The organism is Sulfitobacter sp. IGS-18 (assembly GCF_059628195.1).
Genome location: NZ_JCAQIH010000005.1, coordinates 1 through 20,470 on the forward strand (window position 1 = coordinate 1; position 20,470 = coordinate 20,470).

Annotated in this window: 15 protein-coding genes and 3 pseudogenes; 12 read left to right on the forward strand and 6 right to left on the reverse strand. The window is 56.8% G+C overall.

Annotated features, from left to right (window positions below; all coding sequences use genetic code 11):
* Positions 1–2 precede the first annotated feature (2 nt).
* Positions 3–794: pseudogene (locus ACWNZ3_RS22790) on the forward strand (hypothetical protein); the annotation flags it as partial.
* Positions 795–1,254: 460 nt separating this feature from the next.
* On the opposite strand, the gene ACWNZ3_RS22795 reads toward ACWNZ3_RS22790, so the two are convergent.
* Both ACWNZ3_RS22795 and ACWNZ3_RS22800 read right to left on the reverse strand, forming a co-directional pair.
* Positions 1,255–4,335, reverse strand: coding sequence for an AAA family ATPase (locus ACWNZ3_RS22795; protein WP_089423655.1), 3,081 nt, complete (start codon positions 4,333–4,335; stop codon positions 1,255–1,257).
* Positions 4,332–5,468, reverse strand: coding sequence for an exonuclease SbcCD subunit D (locus ACWNZ3_RS22800; protein WP_089423654.1), 1,137 nt, complete (start codon positions 5,466–5,468; stop codon positions 4,332–4,334). Before ACWNZ3_RS22800 ends, ACWNZ3_RS22795 begins: the two co-directional genes overlap by 4 nt.
* Positions 5,469–5,540: 72 nt before the next feature.
* Between ACWNZ3_RS22800 and ACWNZ3_RS22805 the strand changes: the two genes are divergently transcribed.
* On the forward strand, positions 5,541–6,332 hold the full coding sequence (locus ACWNZ3_RS22805) for a BrxR family transcriptional regulator (protein ID WP_089423653.1): 792 nt from the start codon (positions 5,541–5,543) through the stop codon (positions 6,330–6,332).
* A gap of 152 nt (positions 6,333–6,484) precedes the next feature.
* Here ACWNZ3_RS22805 and ACWNZ3_RS22810 read toward each other — a convergent pair.
* Together ACWNZ3_RS22810 and ACWNZ3_RS22815 are read right to left on the reverse strand one after the other, a co-directional pair.
* Positions 6,485–6,811: pseudogene (locus ACWNZ3_RS22810) on the reverse strand (hypothetical protein); the annotation flags it as partial.
* 12 nt (positions 6,812–6,823) lie between these two features.
* Complete coding sequence (locus tag ACWNZ3_RS22815; protein WP_078543006.1) at positions 6,824–8,170, reverse strand: ISKra4 family transposase; 1,347 nt, start codon at positions 8,168–8,170, stop codon at positions 6,824–6,826.
* A 90-nt stretch (positions 8,171–8,260) separates the two neighbouring features.
* On the opposite strand from ACWNZ3_RS22815, the pseudogene ACWNZ3_RS22820 reads away from it, so the two are divergent.
* A pseudogene (locus ACWNZ3_RS22820) lies at positions 8,261–8,698 on the forward strand (helix-turn-helix domain-containing protein); the annotation flags it as partial.
* Positions 8,699–8,903: 205 nt separating this feature from the next.
* Here ACWNZ3_RS22820 and ACWNZ3_RS22825 read toward each other — a convergent pair.
* Both ACWNZ3_RS22825 and ACWNZ3_RS22830 read right to left on the reverse strand, forming a co-directional pair.
* The gene (locus ACWNZ3_RS22825) at positions 8,904–9,287 is read right to left on the reverse strand and encodes a MerR family transcriptional regulator (RefSeq protein ID WP_064223622.1); all 384 of its coding nucleotides are present in this window, start codon (positions 9,285–9,287) and stop codon (positions 8,904–8,906) included.
* Positions 9,288–9,338: 51 nt separating this feature from the next.
* On the reverse strand, positions 9,339–10,388 hold the full coding sequence (locus ACWNZ3_RS22830) for an AraC family transcriptional regulator (RefSeq protein WP_089423652.1): 1,050 nt from the start codon (positions 10,386–10,388) through the stop codon (positions 9,339–9,341).
* 308 nt (positions 10,389–10,696) lie between these two features.
* Here ACWNZ3_RS22830 and ACWNZ3_RS22835 point away from each other — a divergent pair, with 308 nt between their 5' ends.
* The 9 genes from ACWNZ3_RS22835 (at position 10,697) to ACWNZ3_RS22875 (ending at position 20,375) form a co-directional block, all read left to right on the forward strand.
* On the forward strand, positions 10,697–11,908 hold the full coding sequence (locus tag ACWNZ3_RS22835) for an ABC transporter substrate-binding protein (protein WP_496902622.1): 1,212 nt from the start codon (positions 10,697–10,699) through the stop codon (positions 11,906–11,908).
* Between the two features lie 84 nt (positions 11,909–11,992).
* Entirely contained in the window at positions 11,993–12,850 is an 858-nt protein-coding gene (locus ACWNZ3_RS22840) for a branched-chain amino acid ABC transporter permease (RefSeq protein WP_064223625.1), read from the forward strand.
* Entirely contained in the window at positions 12,847–13,797 is a 951-nt protein-coding gene (locus ACWNZ3_RS22845; RefSeq protein WP_082894733.1) for a branched-chain amino acid ABC transporter permease, read from the forward strand. Before ACWNZ3_RS22840 ends, ACWNZ3_RS22845 begins: the two co-directional genes overlap by 4 nt.
* On the forward strand, positions 13,794–14,543 hold the full coding sequence (locus ACWNZ3_RS22850) for an ABC transporter ATP-binding protein (protein WP_064223626.1): 750 nt from the start codon (positions 13,794–13,796) through the stop codon (positions 14,541–14,543). The genes ACWNZ3_RS22845 and ACWNZ3_RS22850 overlap by 4 nt, the downstream gene beginning before the upstream one ends.
* Complete coding sequence (locus ACWNZ3_RS22855; protein ID WP_176832926.1) at positions 14,540–15,241, forward strand: ABC transporter ATP-binding protein; 702 nt, start codon at positions 14,540–14,542, stop codon at positions 15,239–15,241. Before ACWNZ3_RS22850 ends, ACWNZ3_RS22855 begins: the two co-directional genes overlap by 4 nt.
* Positions 15,242–15,292: 51 nt before the next feature.
* Positions 15,293–16,843 (forward strand): AMP-binding protein, encoded by a 1,551-nt coding sequence (locus tag ACWNZ3_RS22860; protein WP_067296559.1) that lies wholly within the window; start codon positions 15,293–15,295, stop codon positions 16,841–16,843.
* A gap of 11 nt (positions 16,844–16,854) precedes the next feature.
* Positions 16,855–18,363: a class I adenylate-forming enzyme family protein gene (locus ACWNZ3_RS22865; RefSeq protein WP_074647007.1), complete on the forward strand. Its 1,509-nt coding sequence runs from the start codon at positions 16,855–16,857 to the stop codon at positions 18,361–18,363.
* Between the two features lie 15 nt (positions 18,364–18,378).
* The gene (locus ACWNZ3_RS22870) at positions 18,379–19,563 is read left to right on the forward strand and encodes a lipid-transfer protein (protein WP_009808028.1); all 1,185 of its coding nucleotides are present in this window, start codon (positions 18,379–18,381) and stop codon (positions 19,561–19,563) included.
* 83 nt (positions 19,564–19,646) lie between these two features.
* Positions 19,647–20,375, forward strand: a complete 729-nt coding sequence (locus ACWNZ3_RS22875) for an SDR family NAD(P)-dependent oxidoreductase (RefSeq protein WP_496902623.1) — start codon at positions 19,647–19,649, stop codon at positions 20,373–20,375.
* Positions 20,376–20,470 lie beyond the last annotated feature (95 nt).

Consider the following 20,470-nt stretch of genomic DNA (forward strand, 5'->3'; position numbering starts at 1 on the left):
GCTGGCGGCATCGGCTCGCTCTCATCGAGGCGGCGGATCTTAGCTGGTTCGCAGGAGATCGGGTGAGTTCTGATCGGCTGGCGCTCTGGGTGTCGATGCGGCTCTCGGGCGCACAGGATGACACAAATGCCCTAGCAAGAGTTGGATGGGCCGCTCGGCGCCTGACTGGCGGTCCCGGACCAAAAGGTGACTTGGCAGCCTTCCTAGATCGCCGCGATCCCGAAAACATTGAAGACAGCACTGAGCGTTTCGAAGATCGCGCGGGCGGATGGCTGGACGTAATAGCAGCCGCAGCCGATCTCCACCCAATCACGCGGGCTTGCATGGGCTTTCATCTCTGGAGCCTGGCGGGCCTCGGACAGCACGGCGACCAGATGGAAGCCGCCGTCACCGCGTCCAGGATCGCGGCCAGTGACGGAAGCGGCGCCATTTTCGCACCGCTCGCTATGGGCGGGGCAGGGGGGCTGCGTGCTTCGGGCTTGCCACCCGAACGCTTGGCCCGCTGGTTGGATGGGATGAACAGCGCAATTCTAACGGCGATGCGTCATCTAGATGATACCCAGACATGGAGTGCTCGGGCGGAAGGAGCCATGTCTCAGCTTTCGGGGCGAACTCCGGCCGCTCTTCGTTCGGCGTTGACAGAGTGGCCTTTGGTGTCGGCCCCGATGGCGGAAGTCTTAACAGGCGCAAGTCGCGCGGCTGTTCAAAGGAACCTCGCTTGGATGGAAGAGAGAGGCCTGATCCGAGAAGTGACGCAACAAGGACGCTTCAGGATGTGGCGGATCAAGGACTAGACCGTTGTGAGTAGATCCAGCGGTAAGGGCCTTCTCAGTTCATTGAGGGTGGGGCGCGTGGCGCCGATGCCTACGTTCATCAGATTCGCCAAAGAATCCTGGGTTGGATATCGAACAAAATTTTCTCTCAGAATTGCTTTGTGTAATCCGGCAACGAGCTATCGCAGCATTTCGAAAAGATCCGGTGTGTCCTCGTCGCGCCGCCTGCTCAGACCTTCGCCAAGATGTAGGCAATGGTGTTTAATTCGTGTCAGGCCTTTGCCGCCCTCGAAATGGACCCAGCCCCCTCTGGGCATGCCCACACTTACGATCAGCGCCCCGCATATTGGACAAGTCCGCCTGAACGGTGCGCCCTTCTTGCTTTCACGGTCGCCCCGAACTGCCCAACCGCCGCGGACGGATACCGTGCGCCCCGTCGACAGGCGGCGGGTGTGCGCCTTACGGAAATACCAACGGTCCGTCATCCCAGCCCCCTCCTTTCCTCGACCCGGCTGCCGCTTGGGGTCGAACGCACATAGAAGCCTTGTGGAATAGCCTCCTGCACCAGCCCGACATGCGAGATCAGTCCCACAGCCCGGCTGCCCTCTGTCAGCGCAGCAAGAACCTGGATCACTTGGTCCAGCGTGCCCGCCCCATTCTCGGTGTCGAGGCTGCCGAAGCCTTCATCGATGAAGATCGTGTCCATTCGGATCTTGCCCGAAAGGCTCTCGACCACATCAGCTAGCCCAAGCGCGAGGGCTAGTGCCGCGATAAAGGTCTCGCCACCGGATAGCGTTGCTGTCGGACGCGCCTTGCCGGTGTTGATGTCGAAGACCTCGATTTCGAGCCCACGCTTGCCGCGGCCGCCAGATGCCTCAAGCCCGCGCGTCAGCCGGTAGCGACCACGTGTCATAGGGTCGAGCCTCATATTCGCCGCATCGAGAACCTGGTCGAACATTGCACCGATCGCGAAGGTCTCGAGTGTCATCTTGAAATCGTTCTTGCCGTTAGCCAGATCGGCCAGCCCCCGGAGCGGACCGGTCTCGGTTTCAAGCCGCTCGGTTTCGGCCAGCGCCGCCGCAAGCGATTCCTTGAATTTGGTCAGTGACGATACATCTGTCCTCGCTGTGGCGAGTGCAGCGTTGGCCGCGTTCAAGGTCTGGGTGGCGTCTGCCAACGCCAGCTGAAGCGGGGCAAGATCCGGGCGTTCACGATCTGCGCAAGCGGCTATGGCGTTCTGCAATGTCGTGTGAGCCGCGATCAGGCCCTCACGATGATCGGATACCGTCTTCTGGTCGGCATCGAGGGTCGGGAAATGCGCCTTGCAAGCATCATATCCCGCTTTGTCCAGCCCGACCTCGGCAAGCCGAGCACCAAAATCATCTTGCGCCTTTTTCACGCGCTGTTGCTGCGCGTCGCGCGCCCGCTTTGCTGCTTCCAGCTGCTCTTGCGCACGGGTGAGCATTTCACCGGCGGCTCGGTCCTGTTGCGTCGCCACTTCCAGCGCCTCGGACAGTTGCCTTTGCTCTCTCTGTAAAGCCTCCCGTCGAGCGACAACCGCCTCGGGCGTGCGCAGACCTTCCGGCAGGGCCTCGATCACTGTGTCCAGCTTGGCGCGCGCGCCGGCAAGATCGGTCTCGGCCTTTCCCGCAGCGGTGCGCGCCGTAGCCTCGGCAGCTTCAGCCTCAGTCAGTTTCAGCTTGAGTTGGGCCAACTGCTCCGCCATCGCGTCTAAATCGACCGCTTCTCCAAGCGCGGCGACGTCGCCTTCAAGCCGTGCGATTTCAACTTCGAGTTCCGCTAACGTGCGCTCAGGACTTTCCTGTTCCTCGAGCGCCCGCTTCTTTTCGTCGAGCCGCATTCGAAAATTGCCGAGTTCGCTTTCGGCCCGAACTCTGGCTTCGGAGGCAGTTCTCGCCTGAACCTGCGCACTCCGAAACGCTTCGGTCAAACCAGATTGTTCGGGCATACCATGGGCAGGCGCAGGATGATCATGGGAGCCACAGACAGGGCAGGGCGCTCCTTCGGTCAACTTTTCGGCCAGAATGATCGCTTGCGTGCGCGAAAGCCGTGCCTCGGCATCTACCAATGCCGCATCAGCGGCTTGCGCCGCGTCGGTTCTTGTCGCCAGTTCGTTCGATGCCGCTTCTACATTTCGTTGAGCATCCGCGACAGCCTCTTGCGCCTTAACATGCGCCGCTGCCTTGACTCTTTCTCGGTTGACCTCGGCCAACTCACCGGTCAGCTGGCCTCGCACCGTTTCGGTCTTTCGCGCTTGATCAAGTGCCAGATCGGTCGCATCGCGCTGAGACTTGAGCTTCTCTCGGGCATCTATGGCCTCGGTCAGAGCCTTCTTCGCCGAACCTTCGTCCTTCGCAGCGTCGTCAAACGCGCTTCTAAGAGCCGCTGCTTGACCGACCTGGTTCTCGATCGCCTCCAACCTTGTCAGGTCAGCCTGAACTTGCTGCCGCCGGTCCTCGCCCGACTGTGCCTCAACAAGTTTTTTTCCCGCCACCTCCTTCGCGCCAGTGGCGATATCTAGTGCCGCCTCGACCTTTGTGACAGCCTCCACCGCATTCCGGCTTTCCTGCTCCGCATCGCGCAAAGCCGTCTCAAGATCACGGGCCTGAATGGCATTCCGGACAGCCTCAATGCGCTTGGCCAGTTCTTCGACCTCGCCCGTTTTCTTTTCTAGATTATCGAATGCCTGCTGTGCCGTGTCGACAGCAGAAAATGCTTTCTCGATTTGCTCGCCTTCGGTCAGAGCTTTACGCGCGGCTTCGGTAGCCATCGCCGCGCCGTTCTGAACTCCCTGCTTTTCTTCGACTTTTGTTTCGGCTGCGGCAATCCCGAGTTCTAGCGCCTCCGCGCTCTCAAAACCACGTTCCTCGAGTCGAGCCACGTAGAGAGCGCGCTGGTCGCGCAACGCTCGTTCTGCCTCTGAGGCTTCTTCTTTCAGCCGTGCGGCGAGATCTCGATAGATCTTCACGTCGAAGAGATCCCGCAATATCTCGACCCGCGCATCCGTTTTTGCGGCCAAGAACGTCTCGAACTTGCCTTGCGGTAAGAGCACGATCTGTCGAAACTGATCTGCCCCGTAGCCAAGCAGCGCCTCGACTTGCTGCCCAACTAGCGAGACTTTCTTTTCCGCAATGACACGGCCAGACTGACTCGGACCAAGAATGTCCACCGGAATCCCGGTGACGTCGAATAACGAGGCTTCCGACGCGTCCTCAGTGGTCCCTTCACCGCGTGCCTTCGGACGTTCCTGCGCCGGACGACGACGGATCAGGTAGGTCTTGGCGCCCAGCTCAAAGACAAATTCAACTTCGGTAGGTAGATCCGACGCGGCGTGATCCGAGCGTAGTGAACGTGGTTCTTGATCAGTCTTGGTCGGCGCCCCGAATAGCGCGAAGGACATCGCCGAAAACAGCGTCGACTTTCCCGCGCCGGTCTGACCATAAATCCCGAACAGACCCGTCTCCAGCGCGGACCGGAAATCGACTACCTCGGTTGTCGCAAATGGCCCGAAGGCTTGAAGCGATAGGCGAATGGGTCTCATGTCTGCTCCTCCCCGGAGGTTACCGCGTGGAGCTTTTCCGCGATGATCGCGACTTCGGTGGCGTTTGGTTCCCGGCCGCGCACAACCTTCACGAAGTCGACAATCATCTCGATTGGCGTGACCGCGGTCCGTCCGCTGCCGAGCGCCTTGGTCTCCGCAGCGCGCTCCTGCCGGGCATAGGTCAGATGGCAAGCATTGGGATAGGTCGCGCGTAACCGTTTCATCGGATCGATCAGAGGGTTTTCATCCGTCAGGATAGCCTGGATGAAATCGTCAGACGGCGTTCCTTCCAGAAGATCCGAGAATGCCCCAGTAAGCGAGCGAACCTGCCGGATCGGTCGGAACGGTACGATGCGGATCTCGACCCCTTCAGCTTTAAGATCGACGACTGTCATGGATTTTTCATTTCCCGCCTCGTCGAAACCGAAAGCAAGCGGTGCGCCGGAGTACCGAATATGGCTCGCGCCCACTTCCTGCGGCTTGTGCAAATGCCCCAGTGCAACATAGTCCGCCCCATCGAAGACATCGGAGGGAACAGTTTCTATGCCTCCGACTCGCGTCAGGGCGCGCTCGGTCTCGCCGACCGCACCACCCGCGACGAAAGCATGGGCCACGACGACCCAACGCGCTCCATCAGGCACCTGCCTCCTTGCCGCAGCGATCTGGGCGGCAACTACCTCCGCCGGCGCATTAATGCTTTCATCCCTGAACACCTCGCGTGCGGCGTATTCATAGGAAAAGGGCAGTGCGGAAAAGGCGACCTCGCCCTGCGCGTCACGCAGCACCAGCGGCGCTTCCACCGCATCGGCAATCCCCCGCACCAGCACACGAGACGCGGTGGAAAAGACAGACATAGCCTCGATCCTGTCGCCAGAATCGTGGTTTCCAGAGATCATCACCACAGCGGCTTCGGTCTCCTCTGCTACACGCTTGAGGAAGCGATTGAACTGCCGGACCGATGAATTGGGCGGAGAGGCACGGTCAAAAACGTCCCCCGCGATGACAAGAACATCAGCTCGTTCGACCACAAGCGCTTCAAGGATCTGACCCAGGATAACCTCATGATCCTCCTCGAGGCTCAACCCCATGAACTGCCGCCCCAGGTGCAGATCTGCCGTATGAAGTAGTCTCATCAGATCAATCCATTTTCTATACGTATAGTAAATGTATGGACTATGCGAGCGGAGTCAAGTATTACTCGGCGTATGAGCCTGAAAGCCCTCAAGCACGCGCAACGTGAGCGAATTTTGTTCCTCGACCAATGTCTGACCTGGAGAGGTCAGGCGAACCGCCGCGACTTGATCGAACGCTTCAATATCTCGATGGCACAGGCTGCCGTTGACTTTCGAACCTATCTTTCTCTGACGAATACGCCGCCAGTCTACGATGCCGCAGAGAAGGCCTATTTCTCGACCGGCGACCACTGCGCATTGACTGAGGCTGGCCCGGAACAAGTTTTCGAATTACTTGATGGCAAGGCGACATCGCTTGGCGCGAGCATCCCGCTGCCCACTCGCGTGATGGATTCCACCGTTGTCGCACAGCTGTACCGCGCCAAGATGGGCGAACGCGACATCCAGATTACCTACACCTCGATGACAAGCGGCCTATCCGACCCGCAGTGGATCAGTCCAGTTCAGTTCCATTTTGACGGAGAGGCAATTTATCTCCGCGCATGGAGCTATAATCACGAGGCGTACCGCGATTATCTCCCAATACGAATAACGAAACAAATCGACATGAAAACGCGGGAGAGACCTGCTCCCCTGCCTTTTGACACGGACTGGAACAGCTTAGTGCGCTTGTGGATACGTCCGCGTTCAGATCTATCTGATGCACAAGCGCGAGCCGTCCAGCTGGAGTACGGATTTGACGACAAGACGCATTTACTGATCGAAACTCGCAAGGCGCTCGTGTTTTATGTCGTTAGAAGATGGCGACTGAACCAGGAGACTGCGCGGCTCGAGTTGGAAATGACGGAACAGTTGGATACCTGAACCAGCTTTTCAGAACCAACTCAGAAACCGCCCGCAAGCTGTTCACGCAGTCCCTACCACATCTCTAGGCCCGACCCCCGAATTTAGCCATCCAGGGGTCCCTCAAGCGCAGGGAGCGCTCATTGATCCAATCGCGCACTGCCGCCAGCGGATCATCTGGATATTTCCCCTGCCAACACCGCTCTTCCGTGCACGGCCAAAGTTGCTGAAAACCTCTGACACCCAAACTTGTGGATCACATCGAGTACACGCGCTTCGTAGGCAGCATGTCCGATCAAGCGACACAAGTCGGACGCGTGGAACTGGCGGTTCGCAGTTGGTGCGGCTTGCATCTGTCTCAGCAATTCGCGCTCTTTGGGGTCCGTTATTGGTCTCGCGGGCGGCTTGACCGCGGGACGAGTTGGAGTTCCCGACGAATTTCGCCATCGGCGCATAAAGCCAAGCAGGAAGCCGGCCGGCACCCTGCCGTGGGAGTGGGCAAAACTTGGTGGTTAAGCGGCCCGCTTTGAGACGCCTAGCCTTCTGTCAAGGACAGCGGCCCGAGTGACGGCAACCCGTTGCGCGCCCCGCGGTGACCATCTCATGCGCCGCCGCTTGCCCATGCGGGTGTTGCCGATGTCATCAACACAGCCTTCTGCCCGGGACGACGAAACTGCGAGGCCATTCCGGTGTCGATGGCCGTAGTCTACGAGCGCGTCGAAGTTGTTCGCAAGGTAGGAATAGAGGTCCTGGCACCGGGCTTTGACCCGCTTGGCCGCTTCTCGTAATTCTCGGGTTTCGGCGTGCAGACGATCGCAATCGATCTGAAGAACCTTGAGGATTGTCGCGGCGGTCATCACTTTGCCGTGCCAAAGGTGCCAACGCAGTGTATCAGCAGGTCGCTCGAAGAGTAGCGGCAACCCTGAAAAGCCCTTCGATTGCAGAAGTCCCCGCACCGCATTTTCAATGTGCTTGACCCGCATCGAGATATGCCACCAGTCCAGTATGTGGGTGACGGGACCTCGAACGGCACGCCTCACCAAATTCGGCAGTGCAGGTTCGCCGTCTGAAATCACGGTCACTTTGCTCTGACCGTCCCAGCCCTGCGCGATCAGGTCATGTCGGAGCTGCTTTGCTGGAGAACCGGCGGCTTGCTGCACGAGACCAAACCGCCGGCTCATATTGGGGCTTTCAACCTTGCCGACTACAACATCGAGGTGCCGTTTCTGGTATTCAGGTCGACATCGTATGTGCGCACCATCCAGGAAAACGGTCAGTGGTGATGGCGGAGCGATTGTATCCGCGTCTCCTTGGCTTACGTTTTCGCGGCCTAGCTCGTCGGCGATGCGACCCAAACGATTTCGAACGGTCGTGTTCAATTGAGCCGAACAGGGCATGAACATTTCGATTAATCGAGCGGCTTCCCGAAACGAGTGCCTGGCCCCCAATTCAGCCTGCAGGCGCCGAAGTTCGGCAGTCGCACGGTCAGAGAATAACCCGGCAAGTGGTGATTGTGGCCCAGATTTCGCGACCCCAGCCGGTTGGCACAAGCAGCGTCGAAGCCTTGGCCACTTCACCCGAATTCGCCCGAAAAGAGTGTCGAGAATACGGCCTCGATCATCATGGATCGCGCGTTGTTTGCCACAGCCATCGCATTTCCGGCGAGCCTCCATTGCTTCACCGACCTGATCTTGCACAATCGTCTCCTGCAAACGCCTCAGTAAGGTCTTTGCGTCATTGAGGAGAAGGCCCAAACTCTCGGAACCAAACTCGTCCGGCGCACGGCGAAGTCGACCGATATTGCGCTTCTTGGTTTCTCCATCGTCAAACGTCGTCTCGACAAAAATGTTTACTTCCATGGTGGGTCCCGCCTTGTTCCGATACCTTACCCTACCACGTCGACCACCAGGTTTTGCCCACTCCCGTCGTGTCTCAGATTTAAGGGCAACGCGACACAAGGAGACCAGATCGAAGCCGCCGTCACGGCGGCCAGGATTGCGAGCAGCAACGGAAACGGTGCTATATTTGCGCCGCTCGCCATGGGTGGAGCAGGGGGGCTGCGTGCATCTGGTTCTCCGGACGAACGATTGGCCCGTTGGTTGGCGGGGATGGAGAGCGCTGTTCTAACGGCGATGCGGCATCTGGATCAGACTGAGGCTTGGACGGTTCAGGCAGAGGCTGAAATGGCGCCACTATCCGGCAAAACCCCTCCCGCCTTACGAGCTCTCTTTGCAGAATGGCCCCTTGTGTCTGCTCCAATGGCTGAGTCCCAGATTGGTTCCAGCCGCGCAGCCGTGCAGCGAAACCTTGCCTTGATGGAGGAAAAGGACTTGGTTCGTGAGGTGACAGGGCTGGGGCGGTTTCGAATGTGGCGGATTGCAACTTAGTATTTGCCTGGAATGTGGGCAGAAACACGCATAAGCGCGCTTATGGCAAATAATGCGCAGGGACCCGCTGTATGTTGTAAAAGCGAATTTTACGTCCCAGCACTTTGTCGATTGTGTTTTAGAGCTAGCTCCATCCATTCGCTTCCAAATTATGGGTGTTTGCATCAACCAGCCATCTATTTGGTCGGTGCGTTGGGTTTCGGGATCACTTTTTGAAATTCAATTCATTGGCGAGCTTTGAGGTTTCTCGTAATTCTGCCAGAGCTTCCTCTCTTTCTTTTATCTCGGCGCGAAGCTTATTTTCGAGGATTTTTGATATCCTTGCCCATTCGCGAAGCTGCGCTCTTGAGCCCCTGTTTTTATATATTTCTAACCAAACTCTTATATCTTCAAGCTTCATTCCGAACCGACGACCTCGCAAGATCAGCTTGAACCGCGCGATCTGTTTGCGATCATAACTTCGTTCACGCCCTTGTAGCGTGGGTTTGAGAAGTTCGAGATATTCGTAATACCGCAGGGTTCGGGGGGTGACGTCGAATTTCCCGACCATCTCTTTGAAGGTGAGCGTTTCGTCATCGGACTTGTTCATGGCGTCACTCCGTTCTGATATATGGTCGTGTTAGCGTCTCGTCGTCTAATCCTAACGTGAACTGGCGAATAACCCTTTGCTGGTTTTTCGATATGCGGACGGCGAATCCCCTGAAACCCGCCGGAAAAATCGCGACAGGCTGGCAGTTTCCGAAAAACCGAGGCGATCTGCAACTTCAGCCAGCGGTAAGTCGGATGTATCAAGAAGCTCCCGTGCGCGGCGCAAGCGCACGCTATCGATAATCTGGCGATAGCTCATCGACTGACTGGCAAGTTTTCGATGTAAAGAGCGTTCTGACAAATGAAGCGTTTCGGCCACTTCCGGCGCATTGGGAAAAACGCCGCGCACCTGCATCAACACCTGATAAACCGAATTTGCTGTTCCGGTATGCTTGGGGCCGGTTTCAAGCATATTCTCGCACAAAACACGATAGTTTACCGCAAGAAGGGCATTCGCCAGCGGCAGTTTCAGCGCGCCTGTTCCAGGATGAAAGTGAATGCAACTGCGCGGTGCGCGATACACGATTTCGGTTTGCCAGCGCGCTTCTAGGTTCATCCAGCCTTTCGGGCGGTCCAACGGGCATTCGATCAGACGGATGGGCAGGTTTTCTTGACGCAGGTCCCGGAAGAAGGTCGGGCCGGACCCAAGCAGCCGTTCATGAACAAAATCCAGAAGATCGGGCGGTACATACTGGTCGTCGGCAACAAACCCTGTTGCAAAACCTTCATCGTCCTCTGTGATGTCATATGCCAGCAGTGCGTATCCCAGCCCCTGCATTTGCGTGAAAACCCTCAGCCCCGCTGTCACATTCTCTGAAACTAGCGTGGCAAGCCCGATAGGGCCATACGAGATCAGGCTGTAACGCAGACCGGTGACAAAAGCGACACCTTCAATATGCGCTGTACTCCGGCAAAAGGCACGCAGGAATGTGAGTTCCTGAATACCGTCCAGCGTGCCCCATGGATCCGAGAGAAGGCTGAGCTGCAAACCTGCTTCTTTGAGCAATGGGTCAGGATCAATGCCGTGTTCGATCAGCACGTCACACATGAACTGGATGCTATGTTTGGGAAGACGCAGGTTTTGGAGCAAGCCCACCTTCATGACGATGACCTCAAAATTCTACTGATGGGTAAATAATATCGATTTGGCAGAAAATGTCAAATTTGTGGCGTTTTCGGACATTCCCTGCCAGTCCTAACCCTGCGATGCTTGATGCAAGAGATGGGGGAGGGTTAGGGACACGGTCGCGATCAGATGCACTTTTGCGCCATTTGCAAATCCATGATTTGTTACCGCCCGATTGCTGATCCGACGTATGATAAAACCCGCCAAACTTGCTGATAGTATTCTGCTTTTCCGGGAACGATTTATCCCGGGCAGCGCATCATTCGCCTTGCAGGAGAAACTTCTTGGGGCGTGAAACCGGGAGGAAAACTATGAAACGTCGGAATTTTCTACGCAGCGCCGGGGCGCTAACTTTGGCCAGTACCTTGCCTGCGCCAATGGTTCTGCGGGCCGCAACGCCCGAAGATTATCACATTGCGGGCATTCTGTCTTTCTCGGGCGCATACGGCTTGATCGGCAATGACATGCGCAAAGGCGCGGAACTTGCCGTGGCCATGCGGGGTGGCGAATTGTTGGGCAAAAAAGTCCGCTTCAGCTGGGAAGACGATGAAACCAAACCCCAGCCCGCCGTACAAAAAGCAAGCCGGCTGTTGGCGGAAGGCACGCAATTGATGTTTGGCGCGGTCAGCTCAGCGTCGACTCTGGCACTGCAAAGCCTGTCCACACAGCGCAAGGTGCCGCATCTGGTCACGATTTCCGCAGACGACAGCATTACCAAGATGGACGGTGCGCGTTACTCATTCCGTACGTCCAACACGTTGGCCATGGAAATGAACATGTGTGTTGAATTCGTAAAGAAACGCGGGATCAAGAGAGTATACGCGGTCACGGCTGATTATCAGGCCACGCGCAGCGCCTTTGACGACTTTGCCGCAAAAGCAAAAGCCGCCGGTGTCGAGATCGTCGGGAATGACTTTGCCCCGCTTGGCAACCGCGACTTTTCGGTCATCATCGACAAGATGGCGCGTTCGGACGCCGATGGTATTCTGGTTGTGGCAACGGGCAATGACGGCGTCACCTTCTGCAAGCAGGCAGGTCAGGTTGGGATGGGTCAGAACAAAGTGCTGTTCGGCCCCGTGCTTCAGGATGAAATCTTTGCAGCCGCGACAGGCGAGGCCGCATTGGGCGTGAACTCCGGCGTGCGTTATCACTTCTCGCTCGACAATCCGGCAAACGCCGAATTCGTGACGGCCTACCGTGACGCAAACGGTGACTACCCTTCGGCCTTCGCGGGCGAGGCATTTGACGGTCTTCGCTGGTGGATGGATGTCATCGAAGCGACTGACAGCTGGGATGTGGAAACCTGGGTCGATGCATTTGAAACATCGGTCTATGAAAATTCGGTCGAAGGGCGCAAGGAAATGCGCGCTTGTGACCATCAGGCCAAACAGGTCGGTCTTTGGGGTGAAGTTGTGAAGGGCGAGGCACCATTGCCGGACCTCACCATGAAAATCACCGAAGAGTTTTCGGCAAATAGCCTGTTTAGCGACTGTTAATCGATCCTCCCTGAACTGGGCGGCGCTGTTCCCTCGCGACATGCGTCGCCCGCTTTTTTGGGGTGAAACTGAGGAACCCTGAATATGTCCATTATCGTGATCGGGCTGAGTCTCAGCTTTCTGCTGTTTCTGCTGGCAGCGGGCTTGACCCTTATTTTTGGCATGTTGGGGGTGATCAACTTTGCCCATGGCGCGCTTTATATGCTTGGCGCGTTTGTCGGGTATCAAATTGTTCATATGACCGGATCGTTCTGGTTGGGACTGCTGTTTGCGCCGCTGATCGTCGCCTGTGTTGGTGCGCTGATCGAAATTTTGGCGCTGAAACAGGTCTATGACCGCGACCACATTTTTCAGCTTTTACTCACTTTCGGATTCATTCTGGTCATCGACGACGCGACAAAGATGATCTGGGGATTTGACTATAAGCAAGTGCCGACACCAGAAATCTTCATGGCACCGATTTCCATGTTTGGCAGTCAAATACCGTCATACCGGCTTTTTGTAATCGGTTTTGGTGCAGCGGTTTCTCTGGCACTGTTCTTGCTGCTGGACCGTAGCAAATGGGGCATGATTATTCGCGCCGCCAGTTCCGATCCGGAAATGGCTCAGACACTCGGTGTAAATGTAAACCGGGTTCGCACCGGCGTCTTTGCGCTTGGTGCGTATCTTGCGGCTCTTGGTGGCGTGGTTAGCGCACCGTTGGTGCCGATCGAACTGGGCATGGGATTCAGCGTTATCATCGACTGTTTTGTCGTGGTGATTATCGGCGGGCTTGGGAACATTCGCGGCGCAATCCTTGCGTCGTTGCTGTTGGGCATGACGCGGGCGGCCGGATATACCTACGCAACTGAATGGGTCGAACTACTTACCTTTGCCCTGTTGATCGGAACGCTGATGTTCCGGCCTGCGGGCTTGTTTAGCACAAAGGGGCGTTCGGCATGACACGCAGGATTATCGGTCAGGCCCTGATGGGCATTATTATCGCAGTTATGATTATCGTTCCGTTTTTTGTGCAGGATGAGCAATGGGTGAACCTTGTCAGCCTGATCCTGATCTGGGCCTTGTTCGCAATCGGCTTTGATCTGGTCTTCGGGGTGACAGGTATGCTGTCATTCGGCCATGCGGCGTTGTTCGGGGCAGGGGGTTATGCGCTCACAATCCTCACCCTCAGCTATGGCGTCGGTTTTATACCGGGCCTTTTTGCAGCGGCGATTGTCGGAGCGGTGCTGGCTTACCTGATGGGGCTTTTTGCGCTTCGGGTTTCGGGGCTTTTTTTTGCACTGCTGACACTGGCCCTGGCGCAGATGATGTACATCCTTGCGTCCAACAAGCTGCGCGCAATCACCGGCGGATTGGACGGTATTCCAGGCGTGCCGCGGCCTGACTTGTTCGGGATCAATTTCTACGACAACCACAACTATTATGGGTTTATCGTGGCGGTTTTCCTGATCGGACTGGCGCTGATGGCATTGCTGCGTGGGTCGCCATTCGGGCGGGCATTGCGCGCGGTACAGGCGAACGACGTGCGCGCCGCGCAACTCGGATACAACGTCCATAGCTTGCGCCAATCGGCGTTTATCGTTTCGGGTGCGTATGCAGGTGTTGCAGGAGCCCTGCTGGCATCGTTGATCTTCTACATCTCTCCGCAAATGCTGCATTGGTCCACATCGGGCGACGTTTTGATCATGACCGTGCTGGGCGGCAAAGGCACATTGCTAGGTCCGATTCTTGGCGTGGCCTTGTTTGAATTACTGAAAGAAGAACTGAGCCAAATCACCCAATATTGGTACGGCATCCTTGGTCTGGTGTTCATTTTTGCCACCATCTTCCTACGCAACGGTATTGCCGGAATGTTCCAAGGTGATCAGGACGAAGGAGACATGCAATGACTGCCGGATCATTGAGTTGCAACGATATTCAGGTCTCCTTCAGCGGGTTGAAAGCTGTCAACGGTGTGACGTTCGACTTCCAGCCGGGTCAGCTTTACGGGATTATCGGACCTAACGGTGCGGGCAAGACCACGTTGATGAATGCGCTTTCGGGTCATGCCAAGCTAAGCGGTGGTCAAGTGATGCTGGACGGGCGCGATGTAACGGGCCTGTCGGTGCATAAACGGACCCGCATCGGTCTGGGCCGCAGTTTCCAGATCACCAAGATCTTCGCCGGCATGTCGGTGCTTGAGAACCTTCAACTTGCTGCTTTTGCGCATCTGTACAGGTTGCAGCCCTTCTGGCTTCCGGCGGGCCGCTTTCCTGCAGTCAGGGAACGGGCCGAAAGCGTTCTCGAAGAGATCGGCCTGACGGTGATGGCGCACCGCCCCGCCGAAACCTTGTCTCACGGCGATCAACGCGCATTGGAAGTCGGGCTGGCATTGCTGAGCAACCCATCGGTCCTGTTGCTCGATGAACCATTGGCCGGTGTTGGACATGACCAGATCGGGCCTGCGATGGAGCTGATAAAACGGATCGTCAAGGGCCGCACCGTGCTGCTGATCGAACACAACATGGACGTTGTAATGCGGGTCTCCAGTGCTTTGGTCGTGATGGTTCAAGGGCAAATTCTGGCGTCTGGCAGCCCTGAAGAAATCCGCGCAAACGCCGAGGTGCGAGCGGCTTATCTGGGAGAAGAGGAATGAAGCTGCTTGCGTTGGAAAGCTGCAATGTCACTTATGGCAAGGCGCAGGCGTTGCATAGCGTGTCGATCGAAGTCGCACAGGGCGAAGTTGTTTCGCTGATCGGGCGCAATGGCGCAGGCAAAAGCACCATTCTCAAGACGATCATCGGTTTAAAGCAACCGGTTTCAGGGCGCAGAGTCTGGAAAGGGGACGACGTTACCGCGCGACTCCCGAACCAACTGGGCCGTCTGGGCATTGGGTATGTCCCCGAAGACAGGCGCATTTTTGACAATCTGACAGTGCATGAAAACCTGCGCATCGCAACCGTCATGGGACGCACTGGCGCATGGACCGAAACCCGGATTTTTGAAATGTTTCCGGTGCTGCTTGATCGCGCGTCACAGGCGGGAAACACGCTTTCGGGCGGCGAACAGCAAATGCTGGCGATTTCGCGCGCGCTTTTGACTAATCCGGAACTGTTGCTGCTGGACGAACCGACTGAAGGCCTTGCCCCGCTGATCGTTGATGAATTGGTCGATTCGATGCGGCGGATCAACGAAGAAGGTATGACGCTTTTGCTGGTTGAACAGAACCTGCGCGTGCCGATGAAATTGGCCCATCGACAGTACGTTGTCGACAACGGGACCGTCCAGTGGAGCGGCACGACAGCAGATTTGCTGGCCAACCGCGAAGAGATCGAAAAGCTCATCAGTGTATGAGTTCAGACTGGCAAGGCGGGAAAATCCCGGAAACCAAGATAGGAAACCGTTATGCGTGTGATCGATTTCTTCGACAGGGGTGTCGCAATCAACCCTAACGTGATCGCTTTGGAAGATGCTAAAATCGGCCGGAGTTACGGCGAAGTTCAGGAACGCACATATCGTTTCGCCAATGCCATCACTGCCGAAGGGTACGGACGCGACAAGATGGCCGGCGTTTACAGCCCCAACTGCGTGAGCGGCCTTGAAGTTATGCTGGGCTTGTTTCGTGCCGGCACGATCTGGGTTCCCGTCAATGCCAAGAACGGCGTAGAAGAAAACGCGTATATCCTGGATCATAATGATGTGGAGATTCTGTTTTATCACAGCGATCTTGCACCGGCGCTGGAACAATTGCGTGAACTTTGCCCAAAGATACAAAAATTCATCTGTCTGGATAAACAAGACGGCGCGGCACCATGGCTGGAAGACTGGATGGCCGCGGCCCCTTCAACCGATCCCGATGTGCCGCTTGGCCCTGATGATCTTGTCGGAATTTTATCCTCTGGTGGGACAACGGGGCGGCCCAAGGGGATCATGCTGACGCAGTTGAACTGGACCACGCTAATCGCGAACTATTATGCCAGTTTTGATGCCGGACCTGACCCTGTGCATTTGCTGATCACGCCTATGACCCACGCGTCAGGGGTGCTTGCCATTGCGTTGATGGCCGCTGGTGCGCGCAGCGTCATCCTGCCGGGATTTGATGCCGCCAACGTTCTAGACACAATTGAAAGCGAGGGAGTGACCCATCTGTTCCTGCCGCCGACCGCCGTTTACATGCTGTTGTCGCAACCGGAAGTTGCGCAACGTAGCTTTCCGTCATTGCGGTTCTTTCTTTATGCCGCCGCACCTATGGCCATTGACAAGCTGCGCCAATGCCTGAAGATTTTTGGGCCGGTCATGGCGCAGTGTTTCGGACAAGCAGAATCGCCGATGTTCTGCGCGCTGCTGACGGCAGAGGATCACAATGTTATCGGAGATCCGGCCCGCGAACACCGGCTTGCAAGTTGCGGCAGGCCCGCACTTTTGACACCGATGGCGATCATGGATGATGACGGTAACATTATGCCGCGTGGTGAGCATGGTGAAATTGTTGTGCGCGGAAATCTGGTGATGAAGGGGTATTACAAAAACCCCGAAGCAACCGCAGAGGTTTCCCAGTTCGGTTGGCACCATACCGGCGACATCGGGTATCTGGATGACGAGGGTTACCTTTATATCGTGGACCGCAAGAAAGACATGATCATTTCGGGCGGCTTCAACGTTTATCCCTCGGAAGTCGAGCAGGTGATCTGGTCGCATCCTGCCGTGCAGGATTGCGCGGTGATCGGTGTGCCTGACGAAAAATGGGGTGAAGCGATCAAGGCGGTGATCGAACTCAAACCCGATGCAACGGTGGAACCCGAAGCAATCATTGCATTGTGCAAGGAAAACCTTGGCAGCGTAAAGGCCCCCAAAACGGTTGACTTCTGGGATGAACTGCCGCGCAGCCCCGTTGGGAAAGTGCGCAAAAAGGACATCAGGGATACGTTCTGGCAGGGGCAAGCGCGCAGAATTTAGGGAGCAGAATTATGAACATCGCGTACATTTTGACACAGTCCGCGCGCGCCTATTGCGATCGACCTGCCGTCTGCTTGGGGTTGTCGACGTTCAGCACCTACACCCAATTACAGGACCGCAGCGCGGCCTTGGCCGCTGCGCTGAAACAGCGCAATCTGGTAAAAGGTGACCGTGTTCTGATCTTCATGGGCAACCGGCCCGAATATATCGAGATCCTGTTTGCCATCTGGACTGCCGGATGTGTTGCCGTTCCGTTGAATGCCAAACTGCACCCTAACGAAGTGACCTATATCCATGCTAACTGTGATGCCGCACTTGCCTTTACCGACCGGCCGGAAGACGTCGAAGGGTTTTCAGCAGTCATTGCGGTCGGTGGACCGGAATATAATGCGGCGTTACAAGCGTCAGCGGATTTGCAGCCTGCACACGCTGCGCAAACCGATCCGGCATGGATTTTTTATACCAGCGGCACGACGGGCCGCCCGAAAGGGGCGATACTGACCCACCGCAACCTCTGGACCATGACCACGAGTTTTCTGGCCGATATGTGTCCGGTTACGGAAATGTCGGCGGCGCTGCATCCGGCACCGCTGTCTCATGCGGCAGGGCTGTTTATGCTACCGTTTGCGCAGCGGGGCGCGGCGAATGTTGTGCCGCAAAGCGGTGGATTCGATCCGCATGAAATCGTGACGTTGCTGCATGAATATCCCCATTCATCTTTTTTTGTCGCACCCACGATGCTGACGCGTCTGACGGCCTGTCCTGCGCTTGACACGGCGGCCATCGAAAACCTTGATCTGTTGTTCTGCGGCGGTGCGCCGATTTATGTCGCAGACCTGCGCCGGGCGATGGCGCTGTTGGGCAACCGCATCTGGATCGGATACGGACAAGGCGAGGCACCATGTACGATCACTTATCTACCACCGCATATATTGAGCTGGGAAATTCCGGATAGTTGGCTGGGATCCGTCGGCATTCCACGCACCGGCGTCACGGTCTGTGTGGTGGATGAAACAGGCACACAATGCCCCCCAGATGTCGCGGGCGAAGTGATCGTCAGTGGCGATGTGGTGATGGCGGGATACTGGGGCAATGAAACGGCAACGGCGTCAGCCTTGCGGGACGGCTGGCTCCATACCGGCGACATTGGCAGCGTGGACGCCCACGGTTTCCTGACGCTCAAGGACCGGTCCAAGGACGTGATCATTTCTGGCGGGTCAAATATTTATCCGCGCGAGGTCGAAGAGGTGCTGCTGCGTCATTCCGGCGTGGTCGAAACTAATGTTGTTGGCCGCGAGGAGGCCGAATGGGGCGAGGAAGTCATCGCGTTTGTCGTGGCAGAGCCGGGCGTGACCGCACAGGCGCTGGACCGTTTTTGTCTGGATAACATAGCGCGGTTCAAGCGACCCAAGGCCTATTGCTTTGTTCTCGAACTGCCCAAAAGCAGCTACGGCAAAATACTTAAGACAGAGTTGCGCCAGATGCTGACCGACCCCGATACACAATTCGAAAAACCATAAAAAAGGAGACCCAAAATGACTGCCATTATTGCCGGTGTCGGCATGATCCCTTTTGCAAAACCGGGCGCATCGGCACCTTACGACGAGATGGGCGAGGTGGCGATCCGTCTTGCACTGGATGACGCCGGTATCGCGTTCGAAGACGTGCAACAGGCCTATGCCAGCTATGTTTACGGCGACAGCACAAGCGGGCAGCGTGTGATTTACCGCGTGGGCATGACGGGCATCCCGATTATCAACGTGAACAACAATTGTTCGAGCGGTTCAACAGCGCTTTTCCTCGCACGGCAGGCTGTCGAAAGCGGTGTGGCAGAATGTGTGCTGGCGGTGGGTTTTGAACAGATGGCCCCCGGTGCGTTGGGTGTTGTCTTTCCCGATCGCCCGTCACCGCTGGCGGAATTTGATGCCGCCACGGACCGGCTGATAGGGGACGTCGATCTGCCGATGACGCTTCGGTATTTCGGCGGTGCGGGCAAGGCGCATATGGAACGATTTGGTACGAAGATGGAGACATTCGCCAAAATTCGGGCCAAGGCTAGCCGCCATGCCGCGAACAACCCACTCTCGGTTTTCCGCAAGGAGATGACCACGCAGGATGTAATGGGTGCGCAGGTGATCTGGCCCGGTGTAATGACACGGCCAATGGCTTGTCCGCCCACCTGCGGCGCTGCGGCGGCGCTTGTGGTGTCCAAAGGGTTCGCTGAAAAAATGGGCCTTGATACAACTGTACAAATCCGCGCGCAGGCAATGACAACGGATAAACTGCTGGACCCTGAAACCGGCGACATGATCGAAGTGGTTGGCGCCAGGCTGAGCCGTGATGCCGCGCGCATGGTCTATGAAAAGGCGGGCGTGGGTCCTGACGATATCGACGTGATCGAATTGCATGACTGTTTCGCGCAGAACGAATTGATTTCCTACGAGGCCCTGGGGCTATGTGCCGAAGGTGATGGCGAAAAGTTGGTCGATGATGGCGACAACACCTTTGGCGGGAAATACGTCACGAACCCGTCTGGTGGTCTGCTGTCAAAGGGGCATCCACTGGGTGCTACGGGGCTGGCACAGTGTTTTGAGTTGACCAACCAACTGCGTGGAAAGGCAGAGAACCGGCAGGTCGATAATGCGCGGCTTGCCCTCCAGCATAACGTTGGGCTGGGCGGTGCGGCGGTTGTTACACTTTATGAAAGGATTACAGCATGACAAAACCACCAATGAGAGATCGTGACGATTTCGGCGTGGCACTTGTCACCGGTGCAGGTTCTGGCATCGGACAGGGGATTGCTTTGCGGCTGGCGGAGTTGGGCGCGAGGGTTGTTGTCACTGATATTGCCGAAACAGGCATAGCCGATACGGTCAAGCAGATCGAAGCGGCAGGTGGTACAGCGCTTGGGCAAAAGCTTGATGTGTCGGATCCGGCATCGGTGAATGCGGCATTTGACGAGACGGAACGCTGGGACAAATGCGTGGATGTGCTGGTGAACAATGCGGGTATCGTCGGGATTAATCCGTTCCTCGATTTTCCTTTGGAAGACTGGAACCGCGTTATGGCTATCAACCTGACAGGCAGCATGTTGTGCGCGCAACTTGCTGCGCGTGAAATGGTTCGTCAGCGATATGGCAGGATCATCAATATCACGTCGGTCAGCGGCATCCGCGCAGGGGTCGGGCGCACGGCTTACGGCACGTCCAAGGCGGCCTTGGTGGGGCTGACACGCCAGATTGCGCTTGAAGTTGCGGCGCATGGCGTCACGGCAAACGCGATTGCACCGGGCGCCATTACAACTCCGCTCACCGAAAGCACCTATACCGAAGAAACGGTTGCGCGCCTGTTGCCGATGATTCCGGCGGGTTACATGGCCGACCCTGCGGATATCGCGGCGGCAGTTGCCTATCTGGGCTCGCCTGATGCGCGATATGTGAACGGTGAAACACTGGTCGTTGATGGTGGATATGTCTGTGGCGGCATGATGCAGACTGGCTCGCTGGATCTGGGCACAAAAAGTTCGTCCTGAACACAAGGTGTCGCGCGGCGAGGCATTTTTTCATGTCGCGCGCATCATCGGGGAACGCACTATCTTGATGTCGCCGGATTGCTGATTCTCCGATC

Excerpts from the sequence above, each read along its gene's own strand:
- ACWNZ3_RS22805 (WP_089423653.1), top strand. The coding sequence starts at position 5,541 with ATGAGCCTGAAAGCCCTCAAGCACGCGCAACGTGAGCGAATTTTGTTC.
- ACWNZ3_RS22840 (WP_064223625.1), top strand. The coding sequence starts at position 11,993 with ATGTCCATTATCGTGATCGGGCTGAGTCTCAGCTTTCTGCTGTTTCTG.
- ACWNZ3_RS22870 (WP_009808028.1), top strand. The coding sequence starts at position 18,379 with ATGACTGCCATTATTGCCGGTGTCGGCATGATCCCTTTTGCAAAACCG.
- ACWNZ3_RS22800 (WP_089423654.1), bottom strand. The coding sequence starts at position 5,468 with ATGAGACTACTTCATACGGCAGATCTGCACCTGGGGCGGCAGTTCATG.
- ACWNZ3_RS22860 (WP_067296559.1), top strand. The coding sequence starts at position 15,293 with ATGCGTGTGATCGATTTCTTCGACAGGGGTGTCGCAATCAACCCTAAC.
- ACWNZ3_RS22795 (WP_089423655.1), bottom strand. The coding sequence starts at position 4,335 with ATGAGACCCATTCGCCTATCGCTTCAAGCCTTCGGGCCATTTGCGACA.
- ACWNZ3_RS22815 (WP_078543006.1), bottom strand. The coding sequence starts at position 8,170 with ATGGAAGTAAACATTTTTGTCGAGACGACGTTTGACGATGGAGAAACC.
- ACWNZ3_RS22825 (WP_064223622.1), bottom strand. The coding sequence starts at position 9,287 with ATGAACAAGTCCGATGACGAAACGCTCACCTTCAAAGAGATGGTCGGG.
- ACWNZ3_RS22855 (WP_176832926.1), top strand. The coding sequence starts at position 14,540 with ATGAAGCTGCTTGCGTTGGAAAGCTGCAATGTCACTTATGGCAAGGCG.
- ACWNZ3_RS22865 (WP_074647007.1), top strand. The coding sequence starts at position 16,855 with ATGAACATCGCGTACATTTTGACACAGTCCGCGCGCGCCTATTGCGAT.
- ACWNZ3_RS22845 (WP_082894733.1), top strand. The coding sequence starts at position 12,847 with ATGACACGCAGGATTATCGGTCAGGCCCTGATGGGCATTATTATCGCA.
- ACWNZ3_RS22830 (WP_089423652.1), bottom strand. The coding sequence starts at position 10,388 with ATGAAGGTGGGCTTGCTCCAAAACCTGCGTCTTCCCAAACATAGCATC.
- ACWNZ3_RS22850 (WP_064223626.1), top strand. The coding sequence starts at position 13,794 with ATGACTGCCGGATCATTGAGTTGCAACGATATTCAGGTCTCCTTCAGC.